Here is a 23,867-nt window from a genome sequence, read left to right as displayed (position 1 = left end):
CAATCGCGAGAGCGCGCAGAAAACCTGACGCGCCGTTACGTCAATTTGGAGGTCTTTTAGAATGGCTGACGTGAATACAATCCGGACCGCTGCCGGATCCCGCGCCGCCCAGATAGATGAGGGTTTGCGCGCCCACATGAATAAAGTCTACGCGACGATGTCCGTAGGCATGTTGATCACTTTCGCTGTGGCATGGGCCGTCGGGACCGCGCCGCAACTGATGGCGGTGTTCCGTGATCCGGTCACGCTGTCCCCGAACATCCTTGGCTGGATCATCATGTTTGCTCCGCTGGGCATGGTCTTTGCATTCAGCGCGATGATCAACAAACTCTCCGCAGCCGCGGCGCAGTTGTTCTTCTATTCCTTCGCCGGCGTCATGGGCCTGTCGATCTCTTGGATTTTCGTGGCTTTCACCGGCATGTCGATCGCTCAGATCTTCCTGATCACATCGATCGCCTTCGCGGGTCTGTCGCTTTGGGGGTATACCACAAAGAAAGACATCTCCGGCTGGGGTAGCTTCCTGATCATGGGCGTTATCGGTCTGGTGGTTGCATCCATCGTGAACATCTTCCTCGGCTCGCCTGCGATTATGTTCGCAATCTCGGCCTTGGGCGTTCTGATCTTTGCGGGCCTAACAGCCTATGACACGCAGAACATCAAGAACACCTACCTCGCGCACGCCCATCACGGCGACAGCGAGTGGTTGCAGAAGTCGGGCATCATGGGCGCGCTGAGCCTGTACCTGAACTTCATCAACATGTTCATGATGTTGTTGTCCCTGTTCGGAAACAGAGAATAAGTCGCACGCTTGAAGCGACGAAAGACCAAAGCCTGCCAGTCGCCTGACTTGGCAGGCTTTTTATTTTGCCGACTCGTTTTCTTCAGATCGTGTGCGACGGTCAGCTAGACTGTTTGCGAGCCATGCAAAACCGCGCTTCGTTGCGCGCGCGCTCAGGTCCGGATCATCCTGAAACGCGTTAAGCACCGGCGCACCGCCGCAAAGTTTTGCACCCGGACGAAAACAACCACCCTTCGCAGAGCGCTCAGCGCAGACGGAGACTTGGCAAGGGCGCGCATGCGCGGTACATGGCGGCCAAGTAAATGAGGAACCCGCATGTCCATTGATGAAAGCACCGCCGCCCGCGTGGCGAAACTGGCCCGGATCAAGGTTGAACCAGCCGCATTGCCCGCGCTGGCCGGAGAGTTCAACACCATTCTCGGCTTTATCGAACAGCTGAACGAGGTGGATATCGACGGCGTCGAGCCCATGACATCGGTGACACCGCAAGTGTTGAAACGCCGCGCGGATGTTGTTGCGGATGGGGATCAGCAGGCACGTGTCCTGTCCAATGCGCCGGATGCGCGCGAAGGGTTCTTTGCCGTGCCGAAGGTGGTTGAATAATGAGTAAGCTGAATGAATTGGGACTGGCCGAGGCGCGCGATGCCCTGCGCGCAGGTGAAACTACCTCGAAAGACCTGACCGAGGCCTGCCTCACCGCCATCGAAGAAGCGGGCGTGTTGAACGCCTTTGTGCACCACACCGCCGATCTTGCGCTTGAGCGGGCAGCAGCGGCCGACGCGCGTCTGGCACAAGGGGCGGCCCCTGCGATGTGCGGTCTGCCCATCGGGATGAAAGACCTGTTCTGCACCAAAGGTGTCGCGTCACAGGCAGGATCGCGCATTCTCGAGGGCTTTTTGCCCGAGTATGAATCCACCGTCAGCCAGAACCTTGTGGACGCCGGGGCAGTCATGCTGGGCAAGCTCAACATGGATGAATTCGCCATGGGCTCGTCCAACGAAACCTCGATCTATGGCGATGTGATCAACCCGTGGCGGCGCAAGGACGATGAAAAACCGTTGACACCGGGGGGCTCTTCGGGCGGTTCGGCGGCGGCGGTTGCCGCTGATCTGTGCCTTGCCGCGACCGGTACGGACACCGGCGGCTCCATCCGCCAGCCTGCGGCTTTTACCGGCACCGTAGGCATCAAACCGACCTATGGGCGTTGTTCACGCTGGGGGATTGTGGCCTTTGCCTCCTCACTTGATCAGGCGGGACCGATGACGAAATCGGTACGCGATGCTGCCATCATGCTGGAGGCGATGTCAGGGCATGACCCAAAGGACAGCACCTCTGCCGATCTGGCCGTTCCGGATTTCGAGGCGGCGCTGAGCGGGGATATTCGCGGCAAAAAGATCGGCATCCCCAAGGAATACCGCATGGATGGTATGCCCGATGAGATCGAAGCGCTCTGGCAAACCGGCATCGCCATGATGAAGGACGCAGGCGCTGAAATCATCGACATCTCCCTGCCGCACACGAAATACGCGCTGCCCGCCTATTACGTGATTGCCCCGGCCGAGGCGTCGTCGAACCTCGCGCGCTATGACGGTGTGCGCTATGGACACCGCGCCAAGCTGGATCAGGGCGATGGCATCACGGAGATGTATGAAAAGACCCGCGCCGAAGGCTTCGGACCCGAAGTGCAGCGCCGCGTGATGGTCGGCACCTACGTGCTGTCCGCCGGTTTTTACGACGCCTATTACAACCGCGCGCGCAAGGTCCGCACACTGATCAAGCAGGATTTTGAAACAGTGTTTGCGCAGGGTGTCGATGCGATATTGACGCCAGCGACCCCGTCGGCGGCCTTTGGTCTGGGCGAAATGACCGACGCCGATCCGGTCGCGATGTATCTCAATGACATCTTTACCGTGACCGTCAATCTGGCCGGACTACCGGGCATTGCGGTGCCGGGCGGGCTTGACGCCAATGGCCTGCCGCTTGGTCTGCAACTCATCGGTCGCCCGTGGGAAGAGGCCGAGTTGCTGAACACCGCCTATGCTCTTGAGCAGGCAGTGGGTTTTGTGGCCAAGCCGCAGAAATGGTGGTAGTGTTACGGGATGGAAAAAGTGGGTAAAATGATGGGACGGCGCATGCGACCACATCTCTCCATGGCACTGCCTGTGGCACTGCTCCTTTCGGCCTGTGCTCAACAGGTGCCCAACAACCCGAACGGGTCCGGCGTCACCAGCGCGCAAGCCATTGAGGCCCGCGATGCCGCCTTGCAGGGCCTGCCTCTCGAAGCATCCGGCGCGGGTCTGGCGCCGCTGGATGCCACCGGCGCACCAATCGCTGACTCCGCCGAGCAAACGGCCGCCGATACCACCCGCATTTTACAGCAAACCAGCACGACAGGCACGCTGCAGCCGGTGCCACCGACCGTCACGAACACGATCGGCATCTCGAATGAGAACAATTTCGATGCGGTCTCCGAACAGCGCAGCATCGAAAGTGACGCAGAGCGCATTGCCCAAAACCGCGCGCAGTATCAGGTCATTCAGCCCGAAGCGCTGCCCGAACGTACGGGCGATGATCAGCCCAATATCGTGGCCTTCGCGCTTGCGACCAGCCATCCGGTGGGCACCAGGGTCTATGCACGCGCAGGCCTCAATGGCGCCGCACGGGCGGCACGTAACTGCGCGCAATATCCGTCTCCCGACCGGGCGCAACTGGATTTTCTGGCGCGCGGTGGTCCCAAACGCGACCGCAAGGGTCTTGACCCGGATGGGGATGGCTATGCCTGCAGTTGGGATCCGACCCCGTTTCGCAGTGCTGCGCAAGGATAGCCGTGCGCCACTGCCCTTCGCTGAATTTTGGCCCACGGCGCAATAGCCTGACGCCCATACTCATCGTGATACACTACACGGCCATGGCCAGCGCCGAGGCAGCGATCGCGCGCCTTTGTGATCCGCAGGCAGAGGTTTCCGCACATTATCTGATTGATCGCAGCGGCCCCGTGACACAAATGGTCAATGAAGAGCACCGCGCCTGGCACGCGGGCGTCGGGGAATGGCGCGGGCTGACTGACATCAATTCCCGTTCCATCGGAATCGAACTGGATAACGACGGCACGCATCCGTTTCCCGAACCACAGATGGCCGCGCTGGAAGACCTGTTGCGGGGTATCCGGTCCCGCTGGCCCGTGGCGGCAAGCGATATCATCGGCCATTCAGACATGGCGCCGGGGCGCAAATCGGACCCCGGGCCACGCTTTGACTGGGCGCGGCTGGCCCGACAGGGGTTGGCAGCACCGGTGAGCCCGCAGATGCAAGGTGAGGGGTTTGAGCAATCCGCACAGCGCGCAGGGTTCACCGCCCCTGTGGATCGCGCAACGCTGTTGACCGCCACGCGGCTGCGCTTTGCGCCCTGGCGCGAGGGTCCGATCACGGATGACGATCTGCAGCTTTACCACCGGATTTGACCGCGCGCCCGCGCAATGGCCATTGACGCTGTTGCGATTTGAGCGCATCACGCACCCGCGCGGAGGGCCGGATGGCCGCGGCACTGGCAACAGGGTCGAGGAAAGTCCGGACTCCAAAAAGCAACGGTGCCGGGTAACGCCCGGGCAAAGCAATTTGACGGAAAGCGCCACAGAAAACAGACCACCTGTCGTGCAGGTCGGGCAACCGAAACCGCCGACGGGCAAGGGTGAAAAGGTGGGGTAAGAGCCCACCGCGCGGCTGGCAACAGCGGCGGCATGGCAAGCCCCACCGGGAGCAATGCCAAATAGGGACCGCGCGTCGCAAGACGGGGCCGCTTTGGCTCAGCAGGTCCGGGTTGGCAGCTAGAGCCTTGCGGGCAACCGCCGGGCAAGAGGAATGGTCATCGAACCGGGGGCAACTTCGGGGAACAGAATCCGGCTTACAGGCCCTCCGCGCACCTTCGAAACTGTCTTTTTTGCGCCGGATTGAGGTGATTGAAGCATCGTTTAGCTGTTGACTCACTGCCTTAACCGGGTAAAAGCCGGGTTTCAGGATTTACGCGCCCCCTCGCCAGCGCTGGGACGCAGCAGGAGAAAAAACATGGCCAAGCCAACCACGATCAAAATTCGTCTGAACTCCTCGGCGGGGACAGGCCATTTCTACGTCACCAAAAAGAACGCACGGACCATGACTGAAAAGATGGTCATCAAGAAGTATGACCCCGTTGCGCGCAAGCATGTCGAATACAAGGAAGGCAAGATCAAGTAACCGGATCTTTCCCCGAAAAACGTTCAAAGGCTGTGCACCCCGCGCAGCCTTTTTTCATGTGGGCCGGGCGTGTCGCCAAGGCAGGTCTGCCGATTATGCGCGACCTTCTTCAGCCTTTTCGCGCATGAGCCTGACGTAAACCTCGATCATCCAGCCCAGCATCACACCGTTCAGCACATGCCACATGAAATGCGTGCCAATCGGGATGGCGTCACAAGCCGGCTCATCCAGCGTGCGAAAGGTCAAAGAAACCACCAGCAACCCCGCCCCGATCGCCAGACCACGGGCAAACTCCGGTAACCGGTGGCGCAGAAATCCGGCGTAGAGGAAAATCAGCAGCGGCACGGGCGCATAGGCCGCCGATCCGCCGAGCGCCGGGATCAGGGAAAACGCCGGGACCATCATGCCGGCGTAGGGAATGAAAAGCGCCGTCAGCCCAAGGGCGGCCCAGCCGTTCACGTCAAAGGCCGCGCGATTCACCGCAAACAGATAAAGCAGAATGAAACCGATGATGGGCAATACATCCGCCATGGCGGCCCAGACCTGCGCGTGCGTATGAAACAGATAGCTGCCGATCCCGATCAACCCCAAGACGACGCATAAGGCGCGCGCCAAAGCGAGCCCGCGCGCACGCCGCCACATCACCAGCGCCGCAATGACAAAGGCCAGATTTGTCACCGCATTGATGGGTTCCGCCCAGTATTCAGGCCCCATTCGTTCGCAGTATCCGTCAATGTAGCGCGTCCACTCCATTTCTGTCTCCCTTGCACCTGAACATGCGGCCAACGACGGTTTTGCCTAAAGCGGCATCCGCGTCTAAGGTCCAAGTATTGCAGAGAGGGAGAGGTTCAATGCAAATCATTTGGCTCGGGCACGGCAGCTTTCGCATCGAAATCGGGGATCAGGTGCTGCTGATTGATCCATGGCTGACGGGCAACCCGATGCTGGCCGAGGATCAGCACGCCGCTGCCACCACCGGTGCGACGCATATTCTGATCACCCATGGCCATTTCGATCACACGGCGGATGTGGTCGCCTTGTCCAAATCGCTGGAGGCACCGGTCGTGGGGATTTACGACTTCATGAGCTACTTCGAGGCCAAGGAGGGCCTGAGTGTCGTGGGGTTCAACATGGGCGGCACGGTCACCTTGGGCGATGTGGCGGTGTCACTGGTCCCTGCCCTGCACTCGACGTCCTACGGTCCGGATGCGACGGCCCCGCTCGGGCGCGAGGCAGGGTTCATCATCAAGGGCGAACGTTACACGGTCTATGTGTCAGGTGACACAGGGATTTCGGCGGAAATGGATTGGATCGGGGACTATTACAAACCCGACATCGGCATCCTGAGCGCCGGTGGACATTTCACCATGGACATGAAGGGGGCCGCCTATGCCGCGAAACGGTACTTCGACTTCAAAACCGTGATCCCCTGCCACTACAAGACCTTTGATCTGCTGGAGCAATCCGCAACGGACCTCATCGACGCCCTGCCGGATGTCGATGTGATCGAGCCGCAGGTCATGACGCCGATAAGGTTCTGAGCATGGCCTAGCGCCGCGCGGTAAAAAATCCCCTGAGCATCGCCTCGGATTCCGCAGCGGCGATGCCGTCAAATACTTCGGGTGCATGATGGCATTGCGGATGGCTGAACACGCGCGCCCCCTGCGCCACCCCCCCCGATTTGGGATCACTGGCCCCGTAATAGAGCCGCGAAATACGGGCCGCCGAAATCGCTGCCGCACACATCGCACAAGGCTCAAGCGTCACATAAAGCGCATGATCCAACAGACGCTCACTGCCCAGCACCGCGCAGGCCCTGCGGATCGCGAGGATTTCGGCATGTGCGGTCGGATCATGGTCCGCACGGGTCTGATTGCCCGCAGCGGCAATGATCGCGCCATCCGGTGCCACGATGACAGCGCCGACCGGGACCTCTCCGCGTTTGGCCGCCGCGCGCGCCTCAGAGAGGGCCGCTTCCATATGCGTGTTGAACTGCATGGGCCTAGTTGCACGCAAACTGTTCTCTTTCGCAAGGGCCGCAAACAGGCTATGCCCCGCCCCATGACCTCTGAACTCACGCCACAGGGCGACCGCATTGCCAAAGTCCTCAGCCGCGCCGGTGTCGCCAGCCGCCGCGAGGCGGAACGCATGATCGAAGCCGGCCGCGTCAAGGTTAATGGCAAGCCCATTTCATCCCCCGCCCTGAATGTGCAGGCCAGTGACAAGATCACTGTGGATGGCAAGGACGTATCCCCTCCGGAACCCGCGCGGCTTTGGCTCTATCACAAACCCACGGGCCTTGTGACGACGGACAATGACGAAAAGGGCCGCGAAACGATCTACAGCGCCCTGCCTGCGGATTTGCCGCGTGTGATGAGCGTCGGGCGGCTCGATATCAATTCCGAGGGGCTGTTGCTGCTGACCAATGATGGCAGTATCAAACGCCGCCTCGAACTGCCCACGACGGGCTGGCTGCGTCGCTACCGCGTGCGCGTCAACGGCAGGCCCACGGATGCGACACTGGAGCCGCTGCGGCGCGGGATCAGCAGCGAGGGCGAGAATTTTCAACCCATGCAGGTCACGCTGGACCGCCAGCAAGGCGCGAATGCGTGGCTGACAATGGGCCTGCGCGAGGGCAAAAACCGTGAAATTCGCCGCGCGCTGGCAGAACTGGGGCTCACTGTGAACCGCCTGATCCGGATCAGCTATGGGCCTTTTCAGTTGGGCGAGTTGAAATCCGGCGCTGTCGAAGAGGTCCGTCGCAAGGTTCTGCGCGATCAACTGGGCCTTGAAGAGGACGCAGGCACCGACCCGGCAAAACGCCTCGAGGCGGGCAGGAAGCGCGGACCACCCATCCGCCGGACGCGCGCGACTGCTGGCGCAAAACCCGCCAGATACGCCAAAAAACCACGCAAATGACGCGTGCCCTGCGTCTTTCCCCCTCGAATACGGGGGAAAATGCAGCCATGTCATTACCGATGCATCCGCGATCTGTTACCAAGGCAGGCGCGGTTGTTCAGAACTCAGCCCTAGCGCAGTCTGCGGCGAGGGCCTATATCTGTGCATGACATCGCTTTAGGGGACCAAATGCGACCGACGACGCTTCAAAAAACGGCCTATATCGCGCTGCTGCTTCTGATGATTGGCGTGGCCTCCGGTTTGATGGGGGGCTTGTAGGCATGGCAAAACGCTTTGGCGGGAAATACAGCCCCAAAGGCGCGCCGCAAGCACGCTCACAGGCCGAGGCGACATTTACCGCCGCGACCGTGGACCCTGTTGGTGCGCGGGCGAACTTGATGTTCCTGCCTGCTGTGGTCCTGCTTTTCTCCGCCCTGTTTCAGGGTGCATTGGCGCTTGTTCTGGGCCTTGCGGGTGCTGGTGCACTGTCTCTGGGGGCTTGGCTGCTGCGCGGTGGCTTACAGGCCGAGGCCGCCTATCACGATCGCAAGGTCGCACGCCGCCCCGCCCTGCCGCGCAAGATCCTGGCGGGCCTGCTGGCGGGCGCGGGCATTGGCCTTGGCGCGCTGAGCCATGACAACGGCCTTGTCGCTGCCGTTCTTTACGGCGTGGCCGTGACGGGACTGCATCTTGCGGCCTTTGGCATCGACCCGCTGTCCGACAAGGGTATGGAAGGCATCGACATCTTTCAGCAGGACCGCGTTGCACGTGTCGTTGACGAGGCGGATGCGCATCTCAAGGCCATGACGGATGTGCTGCTGCGCATCGGGGACCGTCAGATCAACGAGCGTATGGCCGCTTTTCAATCCGCCGCGCGCAAACTGATCCGCACTGTTGAGGAAGATCCACGTGACCTGACGGCCGCGCGCAAATACCTTGGCGTCTATTTGCTCGGCGCGCGCGATGCGACGGCGAAATTTGTGGATTTTTACGCACAGAACCAACGCGCGCAGACACGTGATGACTATCTGTCACTGCTGGATGACCTGCAGCGCAACTTTGCTGCACGCCATGAGAAACTACTGCTCGATGATCATAGTGATTTGACCGTCGAAATCGACGTCCTGCGGGATCGTCTGGACCGCGAAGGGGTGCGTCTTGACTGATGCATCTTTTGATACTTGATTTAGGGAGCTAAAATGTCCGAAGAAATACGCGTCAAAGCCGAACAAACCCTCGCCATGGTCGAGGAAGTGACCGCAGCGAGTTTGCCGGAACCAACCGAAGCGAACGCCATCGTCCCGTTGGCCGAAGCCGATGCTCCCGTCAGCGCAGAAATCACCAAGCGCATGGCAGAGATCGACATGTCGGATACAAATTCGATCGTGTCTTTCGGCAGCCGCGCGCAGGTGGAATTGCAGGAAATCTCGCAAGCCATGCTGGGCGGTGTGCGCAACAAGGATTTGGGACCTGCGGGCGACAGTCTGCGCGATATCGTGACCACCATTCGCGGGTTTTCCACTGCAGAACTGGACATGCGCCGGGACCGAAGCTGGTTTGAGAAACTGCTCGGGCGCGCCGCCCCCATCGCGAAATTCACCGCCAAATACGAAGAGGTGCAGGGGCAGATCGACCGGATCACGGATGAGTTGCTCAAGCACGAACACACGCTGCTGAAAGACATCAAATCGCTTGATATGCTCTATGAAAAGACGCTGAATTTCTATGACGAACTCGCGCTTTACATCGCGGCGGGCGAAGAGAAACTGACCGAACTGGACGAAACGGTGATCCCCGCCAAGGCCGCGGAGGTCGATGCGGCAGCAGAGAACGATCAGGTCATGGTTGCACAGGAATTGCGCGATCTGCGCGCCGCGCGCGACGACCTGGAACGGCGTGTGCACGACCTGAAGCTGACACGTCAGGTCACGATGCAGTCGCTGCCCTCCATCCGGCTGGTGCAGGAAAACGACAAATCCCTCGTGACCAAGATCAATTCAACGCTGGTCAACACCGTGCCCCTTTGGGAAACACAACTGGCGCAGGCCGTCACCATCCAACGTTCCGCCGAGGCCGCGCAAGCGGTGCGTCAGGCTAATGATCTGACGAACGAATTGCTGACCGCCAATGCCAAGAACCTGCGCGAGAGCAACAAGGTGATCCGCCAGGAAATGGAGCGGGGCGTCTTTGACATCGAGGCGGTGAAACAGGCCAATGCCGACCTGATCGGCACCATCGAAGAAAGCCTGCAAATCGCGGATGAAGGCAAGGCCAAACGCGCCGCCGCCGAAGCAGAACTGCAAGAAATGGAAACCACGCTGCGCGACACGCTGGCCTCCGCCAAGGCGCGCGGCGATGGCACGGGCGATACCGCCGCGACTGCCGTTCCCCGCTAAGGCTGCATGCGACAGGCAAATCTCATACTGCGCTGGGGCGTGGCTTTGGCCGCGCTCCTTGCCGTTGCAGCTTGTGATATGCCGCTCAGGTCCAGCGCCACCCCCAAGGCGCGCCCGGCAGGTCTGGGCCAGCCTGCGATCCAGCCAACCTCGGAAAAAAGTGCCGCGCTGCGCAGTTATTTCGTGCAGGTACAGGCGGCGCAACTCAGGCAGGGATTGCTGCGTGAGGATGGCGGTGGGCCGGACACGCCCTTTACCCCGGATATGTTGGCGCGCAACTTTGAAGACATCGTGTTTTACAACGAATATGCCAGTGCCTTGCAGGGGCGTGGCGGGGAAAGCCCGCTGCGCAGATGGGAAGGTCCGGTGCGCATTGATACGATTTTCGGCGCAGGCGTGCCGCCCTCCGTGCGCAAGGCGGAGGATGCGCGCATCCGTGACTATGCCCGCCGGCTGGGGCGCATCACAGCTCATCCGGTCAACACACTCGGCCCGAGCAATTTCATTGTGATCGTTGCCGGCGAAGATGATCGTGACGCGGCCCTGAACACGGCTGCCGCGCGCATCAGTGGCATCACCGCCCGGAGCCTTGACCCCTTGCGCGACCTTGGCCGCGACACCTATTGCGCGGTGGCCGCCTATGCCTCGGGCGCGGATGCCAACACCTATACCGCCGCCGTGGCCGTGATCCGGGCCGAAAACCCGGACCTTTTGCGCCTGAGCTGCATCCACGAAGAGCTTGCGCAGGGGCTTGGGCTGGCCAATGACAGCCGCGATGCGCGCCCTTCGATCTTCAACGATGACGATGAATTCGCGCTTTTGACCGCGCATGATGAGCTGTTGCTGAAAATGCTCTACGATCCGCGCCTCAAAACCGGCATGAGCGCCGCCGAAGCCGCGCCGATCACACGGATCATCGCACGTGAATTGACCAATTCCGGCCCCTTGTAGGGCTTACAGACCAAAGGACCGAGACATATGGGTATATTTGATTTTCTCTCCGGCGAATTCATCGACGTCATCCATTGGACGGACAACACCCGTGACACCATGGTGTGGCGTTTCGAACGGGAAGGGCATGAGATCAAATATGGTGCGAAACTGACCGTGCGCGAGGGTCAGGCGGCCGTGTTTGTGCATGAGGGGCAACTGGCGGATGTCTTTACGCCGGGGCTTTATATGCTTGAAACCAACAACATGCCGGTGATGACGACGCTGCAACACTGGAACCACGGCTTTCGCAGCCCGTTCAAATCCGAGGTGTATTTTGTCAACACGACCCGGTTCAGCGATCTCAAATGGGGCACCAAGAACCCCGTGATCTGCCGCGATCCGGAATTCGGCCCGGTCCGGCTGCGCGCCTTTGGCACCTATACGATCAAGGTGAGTGACCCGGCCAAATTCCTTGTCGAAATCGTTGGGACCGATGGCGAATTCACCATGGATGAGATCAGCTTTCAGATCCGCAACATCATCGTGCAGGAATTTTCGCGCACGCTCGCGCGCGCAGGCATCCCGGTCATGGACATGGCCGCCAACACGCGTGAACTGGGTCAGCTGGTGGGCAAGGAAATCAGCGGCCAGTTGACCGAATACGGGCTGACCATGCCGGAGCTTTACATCGAAAACATCTCGCTGCCGCCGTCGGTGGAACAGGTCATGGACAAGCGCTCGTCGATGGGTGTGATCGGGAACCTCAACGAATACATGCAGTTTCAGGCCGCTGAAGCCTTGGGCCGCGATGGCGGCGGGGCGGCTGCCCTGCAGACCGGTCTGGGTGCCGGTCTGGGCATGCAGATCGGGCAGGCCGCCGCGCAACAGGCAGGCCCCTGGGGCGCGCGGGCCGAGGCGGCACCGGCTGCTGCGGCGCGGCACATGGCCCCTCCCGCCCTGCCCCCGGTCGAACATGTCTGGCACATCGCAGAGCAGGGTCAGACCAAGGGCCCCTTTTCAAAGGCCAAGATGGGCCGCATGGTGAGCGAAGGGGCGCTGACGCGTCAGACCCTCGTCTGGACGCCCGGTCAGGACGGCTGGATGGCCGCCGAGGACGTCACGGAACTCGCACAGCTTTTCACCGTCCTGCCGCCTCCCCCGCCCCTGCCGAACGCGGGATAAACCCTTGAGAGACCGTCAGAAACCATATGCCGCGCCGTCACCGCTGAACCCGATCACGCGCCAGAAACCGACGAAAGCGCGCGTGTCATGACCCGGCGCCGCGCCACCATCCTGTTACACTGGCTGGTGCTGGTTCTGCTCCTACTGGTTCTGACATCGGGGCGCGAAACCGCACTATTCACCGCCGCCTTCGGGCTGAGCGGTCTGGCCATGGGCGCGCTGGCCCTTGCGTTTGGCCTGATGAATGGGCCGGGTCCGAAACTGACCGGGCCGTTTCGACAGGCGCACCCATGGCTCAATCGCGCCATGTATCTTCTGCTGGTCTGGACATCCCTCAGCACGCTGGCGCTGAGCTTTGGGGCGCATTTACCCGGCCCCGACACGCATGCGCTGCTGGTTGCTCTGGTCGCAGCCACGGCCCTGCACGCACTCTTCAACCTCTGGCGGCACATGGCGCTGATGGACGGGGCGCTGCGCCGGATCACACCTCGATCCCTCCACGGTATGTTATGAGCACAGAGGCGCAAATCCAGCAGGCAGAGCATCATTTTCCCTGCGACACCTGCGGCGCAGACCTGCGGTTTGACCCGGCACAGGGGCAGATGATCTGTGCGCATTGCGGACATATGGAAAGCCTCGATCAGGGGCCATGGGCGGCGGCGAAAATCCGCGAGCTTGATTTCAACACGGCCCTGAAGGGCGATCTGCCGGCCCCCGAGATGGAAGAGACGCGCGTCTCCTCCTGCCCCAATTGCGCCGCCGAAGTCGCCTTTGACCCCAATGTCCACGCCAAGGAATGCCCGTTCTGTGCAACGCCCGTTGTTACCGACACCGGCACCCACCGCCACATCAAACCCCGGGCGGTGTTGCCTTTCGCACTGGACGAGCGCACCGCCCATGACGCGATGAACGACTGGCTGGGCTCGCTTTGGTTCGCGCCAAACGGGCTGCAGGATTACGCGCGCAAGGGGCGCAAGATGGATGGCATCTATGTGCCCTACTGGACCTATGATGCGGACACCACGTCGCGCTATAGCGGCGAGCGGGGCACGGTCTACTATCAGACCCGTCAGGTGATGCGCGACGGCAAACCAACAACCGTGCGGGTGGCCAAGGTGCGATGGCGCGCCGCGCGCGGGCAGGTTGCGCGGTTCTTTGATGATGTTCTGGTGCTGGCATCAAAAAGCCTTCCCAAAAGGTTCACCGATGGTCTGGCCCCCTGGGATCTTGCCGCGCTTGAACCCTATACGCCCGAATACCTCGCAGGCTTCCGCGCCGAAGGATACGCCGTCACGCTGGAGCAAGGCTTTGTGGAGGCGCGCGCGATCATGGACGCCACGATCCGCCGTGACATCAAATTCGATATCGGCGGTGATCGGCAACGCATTCACCGCGTCGATACGCAAATTCGCGATGTCACGTTCAAACATATCCTCCTGCCGGTCTGGCTTGCCGCCTACAAATACCGCGGCGAGACCTATCGCTTTGTGGTGAACGGGCGCACAGGCAAAGTGCAGGGCGAGCGGCCCTATTCAGCGATCAAGATTGCACTGGCCGCAATCGTCGGTTTATCTATGGCCGCTGCCGTGGGATATTTTTACGCGATGAACCAATGATCCAATCTGTCAAACCGAAACACCACCGCGCGGGGGTGACGCGATGAGGGCGCTGCTGCAACGCGTGAGTTCAGCATCGGTCGCGGTCGATGGGAATACGATCGGCGCGATTGACCATGGGCTGCTGATCTTCATCTGTGCCATGCCCGGTGACACGAAGGACACAAGCGCGCGACTGGCCGCCAAGATATCACGGTTGCGCGTGTTCAAGGATGACGCCGGGAAAATGAATCTGAACCTTGCACAAACCGGCGGTGCCGCCCTCGTGGTCAGCCAGTTCACGCTGGCCGCCGACACCTCGCGTGGCAATCGCCCCGGTTTTTCCGGTGCCGGCAAACCCGCAGAGGCGCAAGCGCTGTACGAGCAATTCGCGCAGGATCTGCGCGCGCTGGACATTCCCGTGCAGACCGGCCAGTTCGGCGCAGACATGCAGGTATCGCTTTGCAACGATGGGCCTGTTACGCTCTGGCTTGATACAGCCGATGGCTGACCTTTTCCTTTCAATGGCGCACAACATCGCATGACACATCAAAACACATTGGTATCCCTGTTTGAGGCTGGCGTCATGGCGGTGCGGGGTGACAGCGCTGTGCAGCATGCGCTGTCAACGGATGCCGTGACCGATCCCCCCGATCAGATCATCGCCGTGGGCAAGGCCGCCACGGCCATGGCGATTGCGGCGCATGAGAAATTCCCCAACGCCCCTGTCCTGATTGTCACGAAACATGGCCACGCGGACGGTGCCCCCGCGCATGCGGAAATCATCGAGGCGGCGCACCCGGTACTGGATCAAAGCTCGCTGCGGGCCGGGGCGCGCATGCTGGATGTGGTGTCGCGCATGGCGGCTGGCAGCCATCTGCTGATGCTGGTGTCCGGTGGCGCCTCTGCCCTTGCCGAAGCCCCGGTCGAGGGGCTGGATCTGGCCGGGCTTAAGACGAAAACGACCGAAATGCTCGGCTCTGGCGAGGATATTCACGCGATGAACAGGGTGCGCAAAACCCTCAGCCGGGTAAAGGGGGGCAAGCTTTTGTCCAACTTCAGCGGCGCGCAGGTGACGAGCCTCGCGATTTCGGATGTGGAAGGCGATTTGCTCTGCGTCATCGGATCGGGGATTGCAGATGCGCCGGAGGATCCGCCCTTTTCCTTCACCGCGCAGATCGTCGCCAGCAACGCCATCGCCAGACAGGCCGTCGCGCAAAAGGCCACGGATCAGGGCCTGCCGGTCAGGTCGAACGAAGAGAGCCTTTATCACGACATCAAAACGCTCGGGCCCCGTCTCGGCCGCGCATTTGTGTCCGGGCCTGCGGGCGTGCACATCCGGGGTGGTGAGCCCACCGTGATCCTGCCGCCGCAGCCGGGACGCGGCGGGCGCAATCAGGCGCTCGCCCTGTTGATCGCGCGTGAAATCGCGGGCCAGTCGGGGATTGAGGTGCTGGTTGCAGGCACCGATGGCACGGACGGGCCGACCGATGCCGCCGGGGCCATTGTCGATGGCGAAACATGGGATGCCAGCGGGCAGGACGCGCTTGACCGCGCCGATGCAGGGACATGGCTGGACGCGCGCGGGGCGTTGTTGCGCACGGGGCCGACGGGCACAAATGTGATGGACCTCGTCATCGCGCTGAAGGTGTGACAAGGCCACACCGACTGCTTGACAACAGGGCGCAAGGCGGCAACCGTTAGCGCATGGCTGACGACACCTCCTTACGCGACATCGAAGAAGACGCAGATTTCGGCATCACGCTTTCAGACGGATGCAGGCTCTCTGCGCGATTGTGGAAACCCAAGGATGCAGGGTCAGATCCTGTGCCGGTGATCCTCGAATATCTGCCCTATCGCAAGCGCGACGGCACCTGCGCGCGCGACGCGCTGACACACCCGTGGTTCGCGGCGCGCGGCTACGCCTGCCTGCGTGTGGACATACGTGGCAACGGCGACAGCGAAGGGCTGATGCAGGACGAATACACCCCGCAGGAACTGGCCGATGCGGTCGAAGTCATCAACCAGATCGCCGCCAAGGACTGGTGCAACGGGCGCGTCGGGATGATGGGGATCAGCTGGGGCGGGTTCAACAGCCTGCAGGTTGCGGCCCTTGACCCTGCCCCGCTCAAAGCGGTCATCACACTGTGTTCGACCGTGGACCGCTATGCGGATGACATCCATTACAAGGGCGGCTGCCTGCTGAATGAAAACCTCGGCTGGGGGTCGACCATGTGGGCCTATTCCAGCCGCGCGCCCGACCCTGCCCTGCGCCCGGACTGGCGCGCCATGTGGCTGGAACGCCTTGAAAACGAACCATTTTTGCCTGCGGTCTGGCTGCGTCACCAAAGGCGCGATACCTATTGGCAACACGGCTCGGTCTGCGAGGACTACAGCGCCATCAAGGCCAAGGTACTTGCCATCGGCGGCTGGGGGGATGCCTATAAAAACGCGGTGCCCCAACTGGTCGAAGGACTGCCCGGCGCCAAGGGCATTGTCGGGCCATGGGTGCATAAATACCCCCATTTCGCCGTGCCCGAACCGCGCATCGGTTTTCTGCAGGAGGCGCTGCGCTGGTGGGATCACTGGCTCAAGGATATCGACACCGGAGTGACGCAGGACCCTGACTACCGCGCCTACATCATGGACGGCGCGCGCCCGCAGCGCTGGTATACCGAACGCCCGGGCCGCTGGGTGGCGGAGGAATATGGCGCGACAACCCATATCCCCCATCGCTCCCTGCATCTGACGAACAACGGGCTGTCGGATGGGGCCGGTGCCTTGCGGGCAGAGGTCTCATCGCCACAGGATTGCGGTGCGGAATCCGGTGAATATTGCGCGATCTGGCTGGGGCCGGAAATGCCGGGTGATCAGCGGCGCGATGATACGCATTCCACCACGTTTGACAGCGCCCCGGCGGAGGATGACACGGATATCTTCGGCGCGCCGCGCATCACCTTGCGGCTGAGTTCTGACCAGCCACAGACGCAGATCGCCGTGCGGCTCAATCACGTGCATCCCGATGGTGCGACGACGCGCATCACATATGGCGTGATGAACCTGAGCCACCGCGACGGGCATGCCAACCCCAGCCATCTGACGCCGGGGGAACCGGTCCGTGTGGTTTTCCACCTCGATCATATCGCCTACCGGCTGCCCAAGGGTCACAAACTGCGGGTGTCCGTGTCGACAAACTACTGGCCGCTGATCTGGCCCGCACCGCAGGCGGCCCGGATCACGCTGCACAGCGGGACAATGAACCTGCCCGTGCGCCGCACCGCGCGGCGCGACGAATGCCAGTTCGGACCGCCGACCGCCGCTGAACCCTGGCAGGTCGAAACCCTGCGCGAGGCCAACAGCCTGCGACGCCGCGAAACGGACATGACCACAGGTATCGTATCGCTTGTCATCGAGGATGACTTCGGCAAGCTGCGCGATATTGAACATGGCCTGATCGCGGGTTCGGTTGCGCGCGAACGCTGGGATATTCACCCGGATGATCCCCTGTCGGCCAGCGGTACCTGCCATTGGACCGAGGAGATCGAACGGGACAACATACGCCTGCGTACGGAAACGCACAGCAAAATGTGGTGCGATGCCGACACGTTTTTCCTCTCTGCACGCATCGAAGCCTATGAGAACGACGAATGCATCTATGCACGTGATGTGTCGGACCAAATTCCGCGCGACCACATTTAGATGGGTGCAATGAAATTCACGCAATAAGCCTTGCGGCATGGCAGGAAATGCGCATGCTTACTGACATCAAGAAATAACAGATGAGCGCACAAAGCGCGTCACAATCGGGAGATGACGATGAACGACGAACTCAAGCACCTTAGTACACGTGTGACCAAAGGGTTGATGACCCGCCGCGAATTCGTGGGGCGCGCGGCAGCGCTTGGTGTCACAGCCGTGGTCGCTAATGCCATGCTTGCGAGCGCTGCAAAGGCAGCAGGCCCCGTGCGCGGCGGCACGATCAAACTGGGCGCTTCGGGCGGCGAGAGCACGAACACACAGGATCCGGCCCTGACCGCCTCGGAAGTGCCGCTCTACAACCTGCGCCACTGGGGCGAGACGCTCGTGGATGTCGGCGCTGACGGAAATCTTGAGATGCGCATGGCCGAAAGCGTGGAAGGCTCATCTGACGCCAAGCGCTGGGTGTTCAAAATCCGCAAGGGCATTCCGTTCTCAAACGGCAAGGAGATGACCCCAGAAGATGTGATGCTGACCATGCAGCGCCACTCCAACGAAGACAGCCAGTCGGGCGCCCTCGGCATCATGCGCGGCATCGAGGATATGTCCGTGGATGGCGACAACTTCATCGTTGATCTGAGCACCGGCAATGCGGATTTGCCCTACCTGATGGCCGACTACCACCTGATGATCCAGCCCGGTGGCGGCATGGACAATCCCGCTGCGGGCATCGGCACCGGCCCCTACACCATCGAATTCGACGAACCCGGCGTGCGTCACGGTTTCAAGCGGCGCGATGATTATTGGGATGCGGACAACCGTGGCTTTGCCGAATTTTCCGAGCAACTGGTGCTGAACGACGCAACCGCGCGCACCGCAGCCCTGCAGTCGGGGCAGGTACATATGATCAACCGCGTGGACCCCAAGGTGGCGGCCCTTCTGGACCGTGCGCCCAATCTCACCGTGAAATCGACGTCAGGGCGCGGGCACTACGTGTTCATCATGCATGTGGACACGGCCCCGTTTGACAGTAACGAGCTGCGCCTTGCCCTGAAATACGCCATCAACCGCGAGGAGATGGTCGACAAGATCCTGCGCGGCTATGGTTCCATCGGCAATGATTTCCCGATCAATGCCAGCTATCCACTGTTTGATGACACGATCCCGCAACGCGAGCATGACATTGCCAAAGCAGCGGAGCACTACAAGAAATCCGGCCATGACGGATCGCCCATCATCCTGCGCACGGCCGATGGCGCCTTCCCCGGTGCGGTCGATGCTGCCGCCTTGTTCCAGCAATCCGCGCAAGCCGCTGGTATTCCACTGGAAATCAAGCGCGAGCCGAATGACGGCTATTGGTCCGAAGTCTGGAATGTGCAGCCCTTCTGTGCCTCCTATTGGGGCGGTCGCCCGGTGCAGGACCAGATGTATTCGACGGCCTATCTGTCGACTGCGGACTGGAACGACACGCGTTTCAAGGTGCCGGAGTTCGACGAAAAACTGCTGGCCGCCCGCGCCGAAATCGACGAGGGCAAGCGCAAGGCCATCTATTCGGAAATGGCCATGATGCTGCGCGACGAAGGCGGGCTGATCCTGCCGATGTTCAACGATTTCGTCGGGGCTATTGCCAGCAACGTGGGCGGTTGGGTCGATGATCCGAACGGTCCGCTGATGAACAACAAGGCACCGATCAAATGCTGGCTGACGGACGCTTAGGGCGGTCGGTCAGATGCATCCCATTGTGAAACTGGTAACCCAGCGCGTTGCGCTGGGTATCCTTTTGCTCTTCGCCGCCTCTGTGCTGATCTTTGCGGGAACCTCGATCCTGCCCGGCGATGTGGCACAGCAGATCCTTGGCCAATCAGCCACGCCCGAGGCGCTAGAAAACCTGCGCCGTGAACTGGGCCTTAACGAACCGGCGCTGACCCGCTATTTTGCATGGCTGGGCGGCGTGATGCAGGGCGATCTGGGCACCGCCCTGACCAATGGCCGCGACATCGCCGAAAGCCTCGGCTCACGCCTGTCAAATACGCTTTTCCTCGCCTTCTGGGCCGCCGCCATCTCGGTGCCGCTGGCGATTTTTCTCGGCCTTCTGGCGGTGCGCTACAAGGACCGCTGGCCTGATAAACTGATCTCCGGGGTGACGCTGACCACGATCTCCATCCCGGAATTCATGATCGGCTACATCCTGATCTACTGGATATCCATCCAGTTCGGCTGGTTCTCCTCCGTCGCCATCATCAACGACAGCATGAGCCTTGGTCAAAAGCTCAACGCCATTGCGATTCCGGTCATGGTGCTGACGCTGGTAGTGCTGGCGCATATGATGCGCATGACACGCGCCGCGATCCTCAACGTGATGCAATCGGCCTATATCGAAACCGCCGAACTCAAGGGCATGCCGATGTTGAAAATCATCGCCACACATGCCTTCCCCAACGCCATCGCGCCGATCGTGAATGTGGTCATGATCAACCTCGCCTACCTCGTCGTGGGCGTCGTGGTGGTCGAGGTCGTCTTTGCCTACCCCGGCATGGGCCAATACCTTGTGGATCACGTGGCCAAACGGGACATCCCCGTGGTGCAGGCCTGCGGGCTGATCTTTGCCGCCGTCTACATCGGTCTGAACCTCGTCGCGGACATCGTGTCGATCCTTGCAAACCCAAGGCTGAGGCATCCGAAATGAGAATACCCATTGCGGCCCTTGTCGGCCTGTTTTTCACTTCCCTGTTTTTCCTCATGGCGATCTTTGCGCCCCTGATTGCGCCCTATGGCATGGCCGAAGTCGTCGGCGATGTCTGGGAGCCGCCCTCAGATCAATTCATGCTCGGCACCGATAACATCGGGCGCGATCTGCTCTCGCGTATGATCTATGGCGGGCAAACAACGATCTTTATCGCCACCGCCGCCACGGCGCTCAGCTTCATCACAGGCTCCGTGCTGGGCTTCTTTGCCGCTGTTTCCGGCGGCTGGGTCGATCAGGCGATCAGCCGTTCTGTTGACCTCATCATGTCGATCCCCTCGCTGATCTTCGCGCTTGTGGTTCTGTCTGTCATGCCCACGACGATCACCATCCTCATCGTTCTGATGGGCCTGCTGGATTCCACGCGGGTCTATCGGCTGGCGCGTGCCGTCGCCGTGGACATCACGGTCATGGATTACGTCGAAGCGGCGCGCCTGCGCGGTGAAAAAACCGGTTGGATCATATTTCGCGAAATCCTGCCCAATGCGCTGTCGCCGCTGGTGGCCGAAATGGGCCTGCGGTTCATCTTTGCGGTGCTCTTCGTGTCCACCCTGTCGTTCCTCGGCCTTGGCGTGCAGCCTCCGCAGGCGGATTGGGGCGGCATCGTGAAAGAGAACAAGGAAGGCATCAACTACGGCATCGCGGCGGCCCTTTATCCGGCCTATGCTATCGCCGTGTTGTGCATTTCGATCAACCTCGTGGCCGATTGGGTGCTGAACCGCACCACGAGCCTGAAAGGGGGCCGGGGATGAGCGAACCCCTTCTCAAAGTCCGTGGCCTGAAAATCGGCGCGACGATCTTCCCGCCGGGCGAAAAAGCGCGCGACATCGAAATCGTGCATGGTGTCGATTTCGATCTGGCCCCCGGCAAGGTACTGGGTCTGATCGGGGAATCCGGTGCGGGCAAATCCACCATTGGTCTTGCCTCCATGGCATATGGGCGCGGCGGTGTGGAACTGACGGGCGGCTCGGTTGAGGTCAACGGGCGCGACATCCTGCAATCCGGCATCCGTGACATCCGCCGGCTGCGCGGGGCCGAGGTCACATACGTCAGCCAATCCGCTGCCGCCTCTTTCAACCCGGCCAAGAAGATACTGGAACAGGTCACCGAAGCCGCCATCCTGCAAGGCAAATTCGCCCGCAAGGAGGCCGAGGAACGCGCGGTCGCGCTCTTTGCCAAACTCGGCCTGCCCGATCCGGAAAACATCGGCCAGCGCTATCCGCATCAGGTCTCCGGCGGGCAATTGCAGCGCTGCATGACCGCCCTTGCGCTCTGCCCTGAACCGGACCTCGTGGTCTTTGACGAACCCACAACCGCGCTGGATGTGACGACACAGATTGATGTGCTGGCCGCGATCAAGGACGCGATCCGGGACACCGGTGTCGCCGCGCTCTATATCACCCACGACCTTGCCGTGGTCGCACAGGTGTCGGACCACATCATGGTGCTGCGCATGGGCGAAATGGTCGAATTCGGCACGGTCGATCAGATCATCAACAACCCGCAGGAAGAATACACGCAGGCACTGGTCTCCGTGCGCTCCATCAATCACGAGGAAAAGCAACCCACCGCCGAGCCTGTGTTGAAGATCGAAGGCGTAACCGCGCGCTACCCCGGCACCAAATTCGACGTTCTGAAAAACATCAACGTTGATCTGCATCCCGGTCAGACGCTCGCGGTCGTGGGCGAATCCGGGTCCGGAAAATCGACGCTGGCGCGGGTGATCACCGGGCTTTTGCCGCCCAGTGCGGGTCAGATCACCTTTGACGGGCGCGTACTGACACCTGACCTGCCCACCCGGCCACTGGAAGACCTGCGCGAGTTGCAGATGATATATCAGATGGCCGACACCGCGATGAACCCGCGCCAGACCGTCGGCACGATCATCGGGCGGCCCCTCGAATTTTACTTCGGCCTCAAGGGTGCGGAGAAACAGAAACGCATTCAGGAACTGCTGGACGAAATCGAGCTTGGCAGCGGGTTTCAGGACCGCTATCCGGCGGAACTTTCGGGCGGACAAAAGCAGCGTGTCTGCATCGCCCGTGCACTGGCCGCCAAACCCAAACTGATCATCTGTGATGAGGTCACATCAGCGCTCGACCCGCTGGTCGCGGACGGGATTCTCAAGCTGCTGCTGAACCTGCAAAAAGCCGAAGACGTGGCCTATCTGTTCATCACCCATGATCTGGCAACGGTGCGCGCCATTTCAGACAGCATCGCGGTCATGTATCAAGGCGCGGTCGTGCGCTATGGACCCAAATCGCAGGTGCTCAGCCCTCCATTTGACGACTACACGGACCTGCTGTTGAGTTCCGTGCCCGAAATGCGTCTCGGGTGGCTCGAAGAAGTGATCGCCAACCGGAAAATGGAAAGCGCGGGCAACTGATCGCGCGTCACGGCAGATGTCCGGGTCTGCGCAGCCATCGCGAAAGACAAGGCCCACGCCGTCTGTCTGGCCCTGTCCCTTTTAGCGTTGCCTTGCGCCCTCAAATGGCCTCAGATGCGGCAGCGACAGGCTGAGGGTTTGACATGGACGCCAAATTGCTTCTGATCATCATCGACGGGGTGCCCTATCGGAATTTCCGCAGGCTCTTTGGCAATCTTGAGGGCTGGGTAGACAGCGGTGCTGCGCGCGTCTGGAAACACCGTTCGGTGCTGCCTTCCATCTCGGCCCCCTGCTATGCCTCCCTTCACACAGGCGTTTCCCCGGCCGTGCACGAATGCACCGGCAACCACGCGGTTTTCCGGCTCAAACAGGCGGATCTGTTTTCTCAGGTGCGCGCAGCGGGCGGCGTCACCGGCGCTGTCGCCCATTCCTTCTGGTCAGAGTTTTTCAACCGCGCGCCTTTCGATCCGGTCCGCGATATCGAATATGACGAGCCGCAAAGCAGCAGTATCAACCATGGCCGATTTCATACGATGGAAGGCTATGGGCTGGCCAACCAGATGACCCCGTCGGATGCCGATCTGTTTGCCACGCTGACCCGGCTGTGCACGCGGTTCGATCTGAACTACGGGATCTACCACAGCTGCACGCTCGACAGCATGGGGCACCGGTTTTTCCACGACTGTCAGGAGATGGACGACGCCTGCGCCAAGATGGACGAGATGCTCGCGCCCTATATCATCAAATGGCGCGCGGCGGGCTATGAGGTGATCGTTACCGCGGATCACGGGCAGGACGCGCGCGGGCATCACGGCGGGCGCGACCCGCTGCAACAGGAAACCGCGCTCTATTACTTCGGGCAGGCCGATGGCCCCGATCCGGATACTGTGATTGACCAGTTGCAACTGGCGCCGACGATCCTGTCGCGTCTGGGGGCGCCCATCGCTGCCACAATGCAGGCGCCGGTCTTTCTGACGTAACCGCAGCCTCGCACGTTTGCCCCACCCGTT

Annotated in this window: 24 protein-coding genes and 1 other RNA gene; 23 read left to right on the top strand and 2 right to left on the bottom strand. The window is 61.2% G+C overall.

Annotated elements, in window-relative coordinates; translation table 11 throughout:
* Positions 1–61: 61 nt before the first annotated feature.
* From RD1_RS09260 to rpmG, 7 genes are all read left to right on the top strand, one after another.
* Entirely contained in the window at positions 62–799 is a 738-nt protein-coding gene (locus RD1_RS09260) for a Bax inhibitor-1/YccA family protein (RefSeq protein WP_011568223.1), read from the top strand.
* Positions 800–1,114: 315 nt separating this feature from the next.
* Positions 1,115–1,402, top strand: a complete 288-nt coding sequence (gene gatC, locus RD1_RS09255) for an Asp-tRNA(Asn)/Glu-tRNA(Gln) amidotransferase subunit GatC (protein ID WP_011568222.1) — start codon at positions 1,115–1,117, stop codon at positions 1,400–1,402.
* Positions 1,402–2,889, top strand: a complete 1,488-nt coding sequence (gene gatA, locus RD1_RS09250; RefSeq protein WP_011568221.1) for an Asp-tRNA(Asn)/Glu-tRNA(Gln) amidotransferase subunit GatA — start codon at positions 1,402–1,404, stop codon at positions 2,887–2,889. The genes gatC and gatA overlap by 1 nt, the downstream gene beginning before the upstream one ends.
* Positions 2,890–2,931: 42 nt before the next feature.
* Positions 2,932–3,624 (top strand): hypothetical protein, encoded by a 693-nt coding sequence (locus RD1_RS09245; RefSeq protein ID WP_011568220.1) that lies wholly within the window; start codon positions 2,932–2,934, stop codon positions 3,622–3,624.
* A gap of 2 nt (positions 3,625–3,626) precedes the next feature.
* Positions 3,627–4,259 (top strand): N-acetylmuramoyl-L-alanine amidase, encoded by a 633-nt coding sequence (locus RD1_RS09240; protein ID WP_105880346.1) that lies wholly within the window; start codon positions 3,627–3,629, stop codon positions 4,257–4,259.
* A 59-nt stretch (positions 4,260–4,318) separates the two neighbouring features.
* Positions 4,319–4,718: RNase P RNA component class A (gene rnpB, locus RD1_RS20515), an RNA gene on the top strand.
* A 142-nt stretch (positions 4,719–4,860) separates the two neighbouring features.
* Positions 4,861–5,028: a 50S ribosomal protein L33 gene (gene rpmG, locus RD1_RS09230; RefSeq protein WP_007119221.1), complete on the top strand. Its 168-nt coding sequence runs from the start codon at positions 4,861–4,863 to the stop codon at positions 5,026–5,028.
* Positions 5,029–5,121: 93 nt separating this feature from the next.
* Here the strand turns inward: rpmG and RD1_RS09225 are convergent, their stop codons facing one another.
* Entirely contained in the window at positions 5,122–5,781 is a 660-nt protein-coding gene (locus tag RD1_RS09225; protein ID WP_011568216.1) for a ceramidase domain-containing protein, read from the bottom strand.
* 98 nt (positions 5,782–5,879) lie between these two features.
* Between RD1_RS09225 and RD1_RS09220 the strand changes: the two genes are divergently transcribed.
* Positions 5,880–6,569: a metal-dependent hydrolase gene (locus RD1_RS09220; RefSeq protein WP_011568215.1), complete on the top strand. Its 690-nt coding sequence runs from the start codon at positions 5,880–5,882 to the stop codon at positions 6,567–6,569.
* A gap of 7 nt (positions 6,570–6,576) precedes the next feature.
* On the opposite strand, the gene RD1_RS09215 is transcribed toward RD1_RS09220, so the two are convergent.
* A complete protein-coding gene (locus RD1_RS09215; protein WP_044033051.1) occupies positions 6,577–7,026 on the bottom strand; it encodes a nucleoside deaminase in 450 nt (149 codons plus the stop codon).
* Between the two features lie 63 nt (positions 7,027–7,089).
* Between RD1_RS09215 and RD1_RS09210 the strand changes: the two genes are divergently transcribed.
* The 15 genes from RD1_RS09210 (at position 7,090) to RD1_RS09140 (ending at position 23,837) form a co-directional block, all read left to right on the top strand.
* Positions 7,090–7,947 carry a pseudouridine synthase gene (locus tag RD1_RS09210; protein WP_011568213.1) on the top strand — a complete coding sequence of 286 codons (858 nt, stop codon included), beginning with the start codon at positions 7,090–7,092 and terminating at the stop codon, positions 7,945–7,947.
* Positions 7,948–8,207: 260 nt separating this feature from the next.
* The gene (locus RD1_RS09205; RefSeq protein ID WP_011568211.1) at positions 8,208–9,092 is read left to right on the top strand and encodes a 5-bromo-4-chloroindolyl phosphate hydrolysis family protein; all 885 of its coding nucleotides are present in this window, start codon (positions 8,208–8,210) and stop codon (positions 9,090–9,092) included.
* Positions 9,093–9,125: 33 nt separating this feature from the next.
* Entirely contained in the window at positions 9,126–10,322 is a 1,197-nt protein-coding gene (locus RD1_RS09200; protein WP_011568210.1) for a toxic anion resistance protein, read from the top strand.
* Positions 10,323–10,328: 6 nt separating this feature from the next.
* The gene (locus tag RD1_RS09195) at positions 10,329–11,273 is read left to right on the top strand and encodes a DUF2927 domain-containing protein (RefSeq protein ID WP_011568209.1); all 945 of its coding nucleotides are present in this window, start codon (positions 10,329–10,331) and stop codon (positions 11,271–11,273) included.
* Positions 11,274–11,300: 27 nt separating this feature from the next.
* Entirely contained in the window at positions 11,301–12,437 is a 1,137-nt protein-coding gene (locus RD1_RS09190; RefSeq protein WP_011568208.1) for an SPFH domain-containing protein, read from the top strand.
* Positions 12,438–12,524: 87 nt separating this feature from the next.
* Positions 12,525–12,950: a hypothetical protein gene (locus tag RD1_RS09185; protein ID WP_011568207.1), complete on the top strand. Its 426-nt coding sequence runs from the start codon at positions 12,525–12,527 to the stop codon at positions 12,948–12,950.
* Complete coding sequence (locus tag RD1_RS09180) at positions 12,947–14,053, top strand: TFIIB-type zinc finger domain-containing protein (protein WP_011568206.1); 1,107 nt, start codon at positions 12,947–12,949, stop codon at positions 14,051–14,053. Before RD1_RS09185 ends, RD1_RS09180 begins: the two co-directional genes overlap by 4 nt.
* A 43-nt stretch (positions 14,054–14,096) precedes the next feature.
* Positions 14,097–14,543 carry a D-aminoacyl-tRNA deacylase gene (gene dtd, locus RD1_RS09175; protein ID WP_011568205.1) on the top strand — a complete coding sequence of 149 codons (447 nt, stop codon included), beginning with the start codon at positions 14,097–14,099 and terminating at the stop codon, positions 14,541–14,543.
* A gap of 30 nt (positions 14,544–14,573) precedes the next feature.
* The gene (locus RD1_RS09170; RefSeq protein ID WP_044033050.1) at positions 14,574–15,686 is read left to right on the top strand and encodes a glycerate kinase type-2 family protein; all 1,113 of its coding nucleotides are present in this window, start codon (positions 14,574–14,576) and stop codon (positions 15,684–15,686) included.
* Positions 15,687–15,739: 53 nt separating this feature from the next.
* The gene (locus RD1_RS09165) at positions 15,740–17,731 is read left to right on the top strand and encodes a CocE/NonD family hydrolase (RefSeq protein ID WP_011568203.1); all 1,992 of its coding nucleotides are present in this window, start codon (positions 15,740–15,742) and stop codon (positions 17,729–17,731) included.
* Between the two features lie 117 nt (positions 17,732–17,848).
* Entirely contained in the window at positions 17,849–19,444 is a 1,596-nt protein-coding gene (locus tag RD1_RS09160; protein ID WP_011568202.1) for an ABC transporter substrate-binding protein, read from the top strand.
* 13 nt (positions 19,445–19,457) lie between these two features.
* Positions 19,458–20,414 (top strand): ABC transporter permease, encoded by a 957-nt coding sequence (locus tag RD1_RS09155; RefSeq protein ID WP_011568201.1) that lies wholly within the window; start codon positions 19,458–19,460, stop codon positions 20,412–20,414.
* Entirely contained in the window at positions 20,411–21,223 is an 813-nt protein-coding gene (locus RD1_RS09150) for an ABC transporter permease (protein WP_011568200.1), read from the top strand. The genes RD1_RS09155 and RD1_RS09150 overlap by 4 nt, the downstream gene beginning before the upstream one ends.
* The gene (locus RD1_RS09145; protein WP_011568199.1) at positions 21,220–22,857 is read left to right on the top strand and encodes an ABC transporter ATP-binding protein; all 1,638 of its coding nucleotides are present in this window, start codon (positions 21,220–21,222) and stop codon (positions 22,855–22,857) included. The genes RD1_RS09150 and RD1_RS09145 overlap by 4 nt, the downstream gene beginning before the upstream one ends.
* A gap of 143 nt (positions 22,858–23,000) precedes the next feature.
* Positions 23,001–23,837 (top strand): alkaline phosphatase family protein, encoded by an 837-nt coding sequence (locus tag RD1_RS09140; protein WP_011568198.1) that lies wholly within the window; start codon positions 23,001–23,003, stop codon positions 23,835–23,837.
* Positions 23,838–23,867: the final 30 nt, after the last annotated feature.

The organism is Roseobacter denitrificans OCh 114 (genome assembly GCF_000014045.1).
Classification (GTDB): domain Bacteria; phylum Pseudomonadota; class Alphaproteobacteria; order Rhodobacterales; family Rhodobacteraceae; genus Roseobacter; species Roseobacter denitrificans.
The sequence above is the reverse complement of the archived record's forward strand: the minus strand, read 5'-3'. Positions and strand labels throughout refer to the sequence as shown.

Coding starts and splice junctions, on each gene's coding strand:
- RD1_RS09165 (WP_011568203.1), top strand. CDS start 15,740: ATGGCTGACGACACCTCCTTACGCGACATCGAAGAAGACGCAGATTTC.
- RD1_RS09225 (WP_011568216.1), bottom strand. CDS start 5,781: ATGGAGTGGACGCGCTACATTGACGGATACTGCGAACGAATGGGGCCT.
- gatA (WP_011568221.1), top strand. CDS start 1,402: ATGAGTAAGCTGAATGAATTGGGACTGGCCGAGGCGCGCGATGCCCTG.
- gatC (WP_011568222.1), top strand. CDS start 1,115: ATGTCCATTGATGAAAGCACCGCCGCCCGCGTGGCGAAACTGGCCCGG.
- RD1_RS09145 (WP_011568199.1), top strand. CDS start 21,220: ATGAGCGAACCCCTTCTCAAAGTCCGTGGCCTGAAAATCGGCGCGACG.
- RD1_RS09150 (WP_011568200.1), top strand. CDS start 20,411: ATGAGAATACCCATTGCGGCCCTTGTCGGCCTGTTTTTCACTTCCCTG.
- RD1_RS09170 (WP_044033050.1), top strand. CDS start 14,574: ATGACACATCAAAACACATTGGTATCCCTGTTTGAGGCTGGCGTCATG.
- RD1_RS09215 (WP_044033051.1), bottom strand. CDS start 7,026: ATGCAGTTCAACACGCATATGGAAGCGGCCCTCTCTGAGGCGCGCGCG.
- RD1_RS09200 (WP_011568210.1), top strand. CDS start 9,126: ATGTCCGAAGAAATACGCGTCAAAGCCGAACAAACCCTCGCCATGGTC.
- RD1_RS09260 (WP_011568223.1), top strand. CDS start 62: ATGGCTGACGTGAATACAATCCGGACCGCTGCCGGATCCCGCGCCGCC.
- RD1_RS09245 (WP_011568220.1), top strand. CDS start 2,932: ATGCGACCACATCTCTCCATGGCACTGCCTGTGGCACTGCTCCTTTCG.
- RD1_RS09205 (WP_011568211.1), top strand. CDS start 8,208: ATGGCAAAACGCTTTGGCGGGAAATACAGCCCCAAAGGCGCGCCGCAA.
- RD1_RS09190 (WP_011568208.1), top strand. CDS start 11,301: ATGGGTATATTTGATTTTCTCTCCGGCGAATTCATCGACGTCATCCAT.
- RD1_RS09160 (WP_011568202.1), top strand. CDS start 17,849: ATGAACGACGAACTCAAGCACCTTAGTACACGTGTGACCAAAGGGTTG.
- RD1_RS09155 (WP_011568201.1), top strand. CDS start 19,458: ATGCATCCCATTGTGAAACTGGTAACCCAGCGCGTTGCGCTGGGTATC.
- RD1_RS09210 (WP_011568213.1), top strand. CDS start 7,090: ATGACCTCTGAACTCACGCCACAGGGCGACCGCATTGCCAAAGTCCTC.
- rpmG (WP_007119221.1), top strand. CDS start 4,861: ATGGCCAAGCCAACCACGATCAAAATTCGTCTGAACTCCTCGGCGGGG.
- RD1_RS09140 (WP_011568198.1), top strand. CDS start 23,001: ATGGACGCCAAATTGCTTCTGATCATCATCGACGGGGTGCCCTATCGG.
- dtd (WP_011568205.1), top strand. CDS start 14,097: ATGAGGGCGCTGCTGCAACGCGTGAGTTCAGCATCGGTCGCGGTCGAT.
- RD1_RS09185 (WP_011568207.1), top strand. CDS start 12,525: ATGACCCGGCGCCGCGCCACCATCCTGTTACACTGGCTGGTGCTGGTT.
- RD1_RS09220 (WP_011568215.1), top strand. CDS start 5,880: ATGCAAATCATTTGGCTCGGGCACGGCAGCTTTCGCATCGAAATCGGG.
- RD1_RS09180 (WP_011568206.1), top strand. CDS start 12,947: ATGAGCACAGAGGCGCAAATCCAGCAGGCAGAGCATCATTTTCCCTGC.
- RD1_RS09195 (WP_011568209.1), top strand. CDS start 10,329: ATGCGACAGGCAAATCTCATACTGCGCTGGGGCGTGGCTTTGGCCGCG.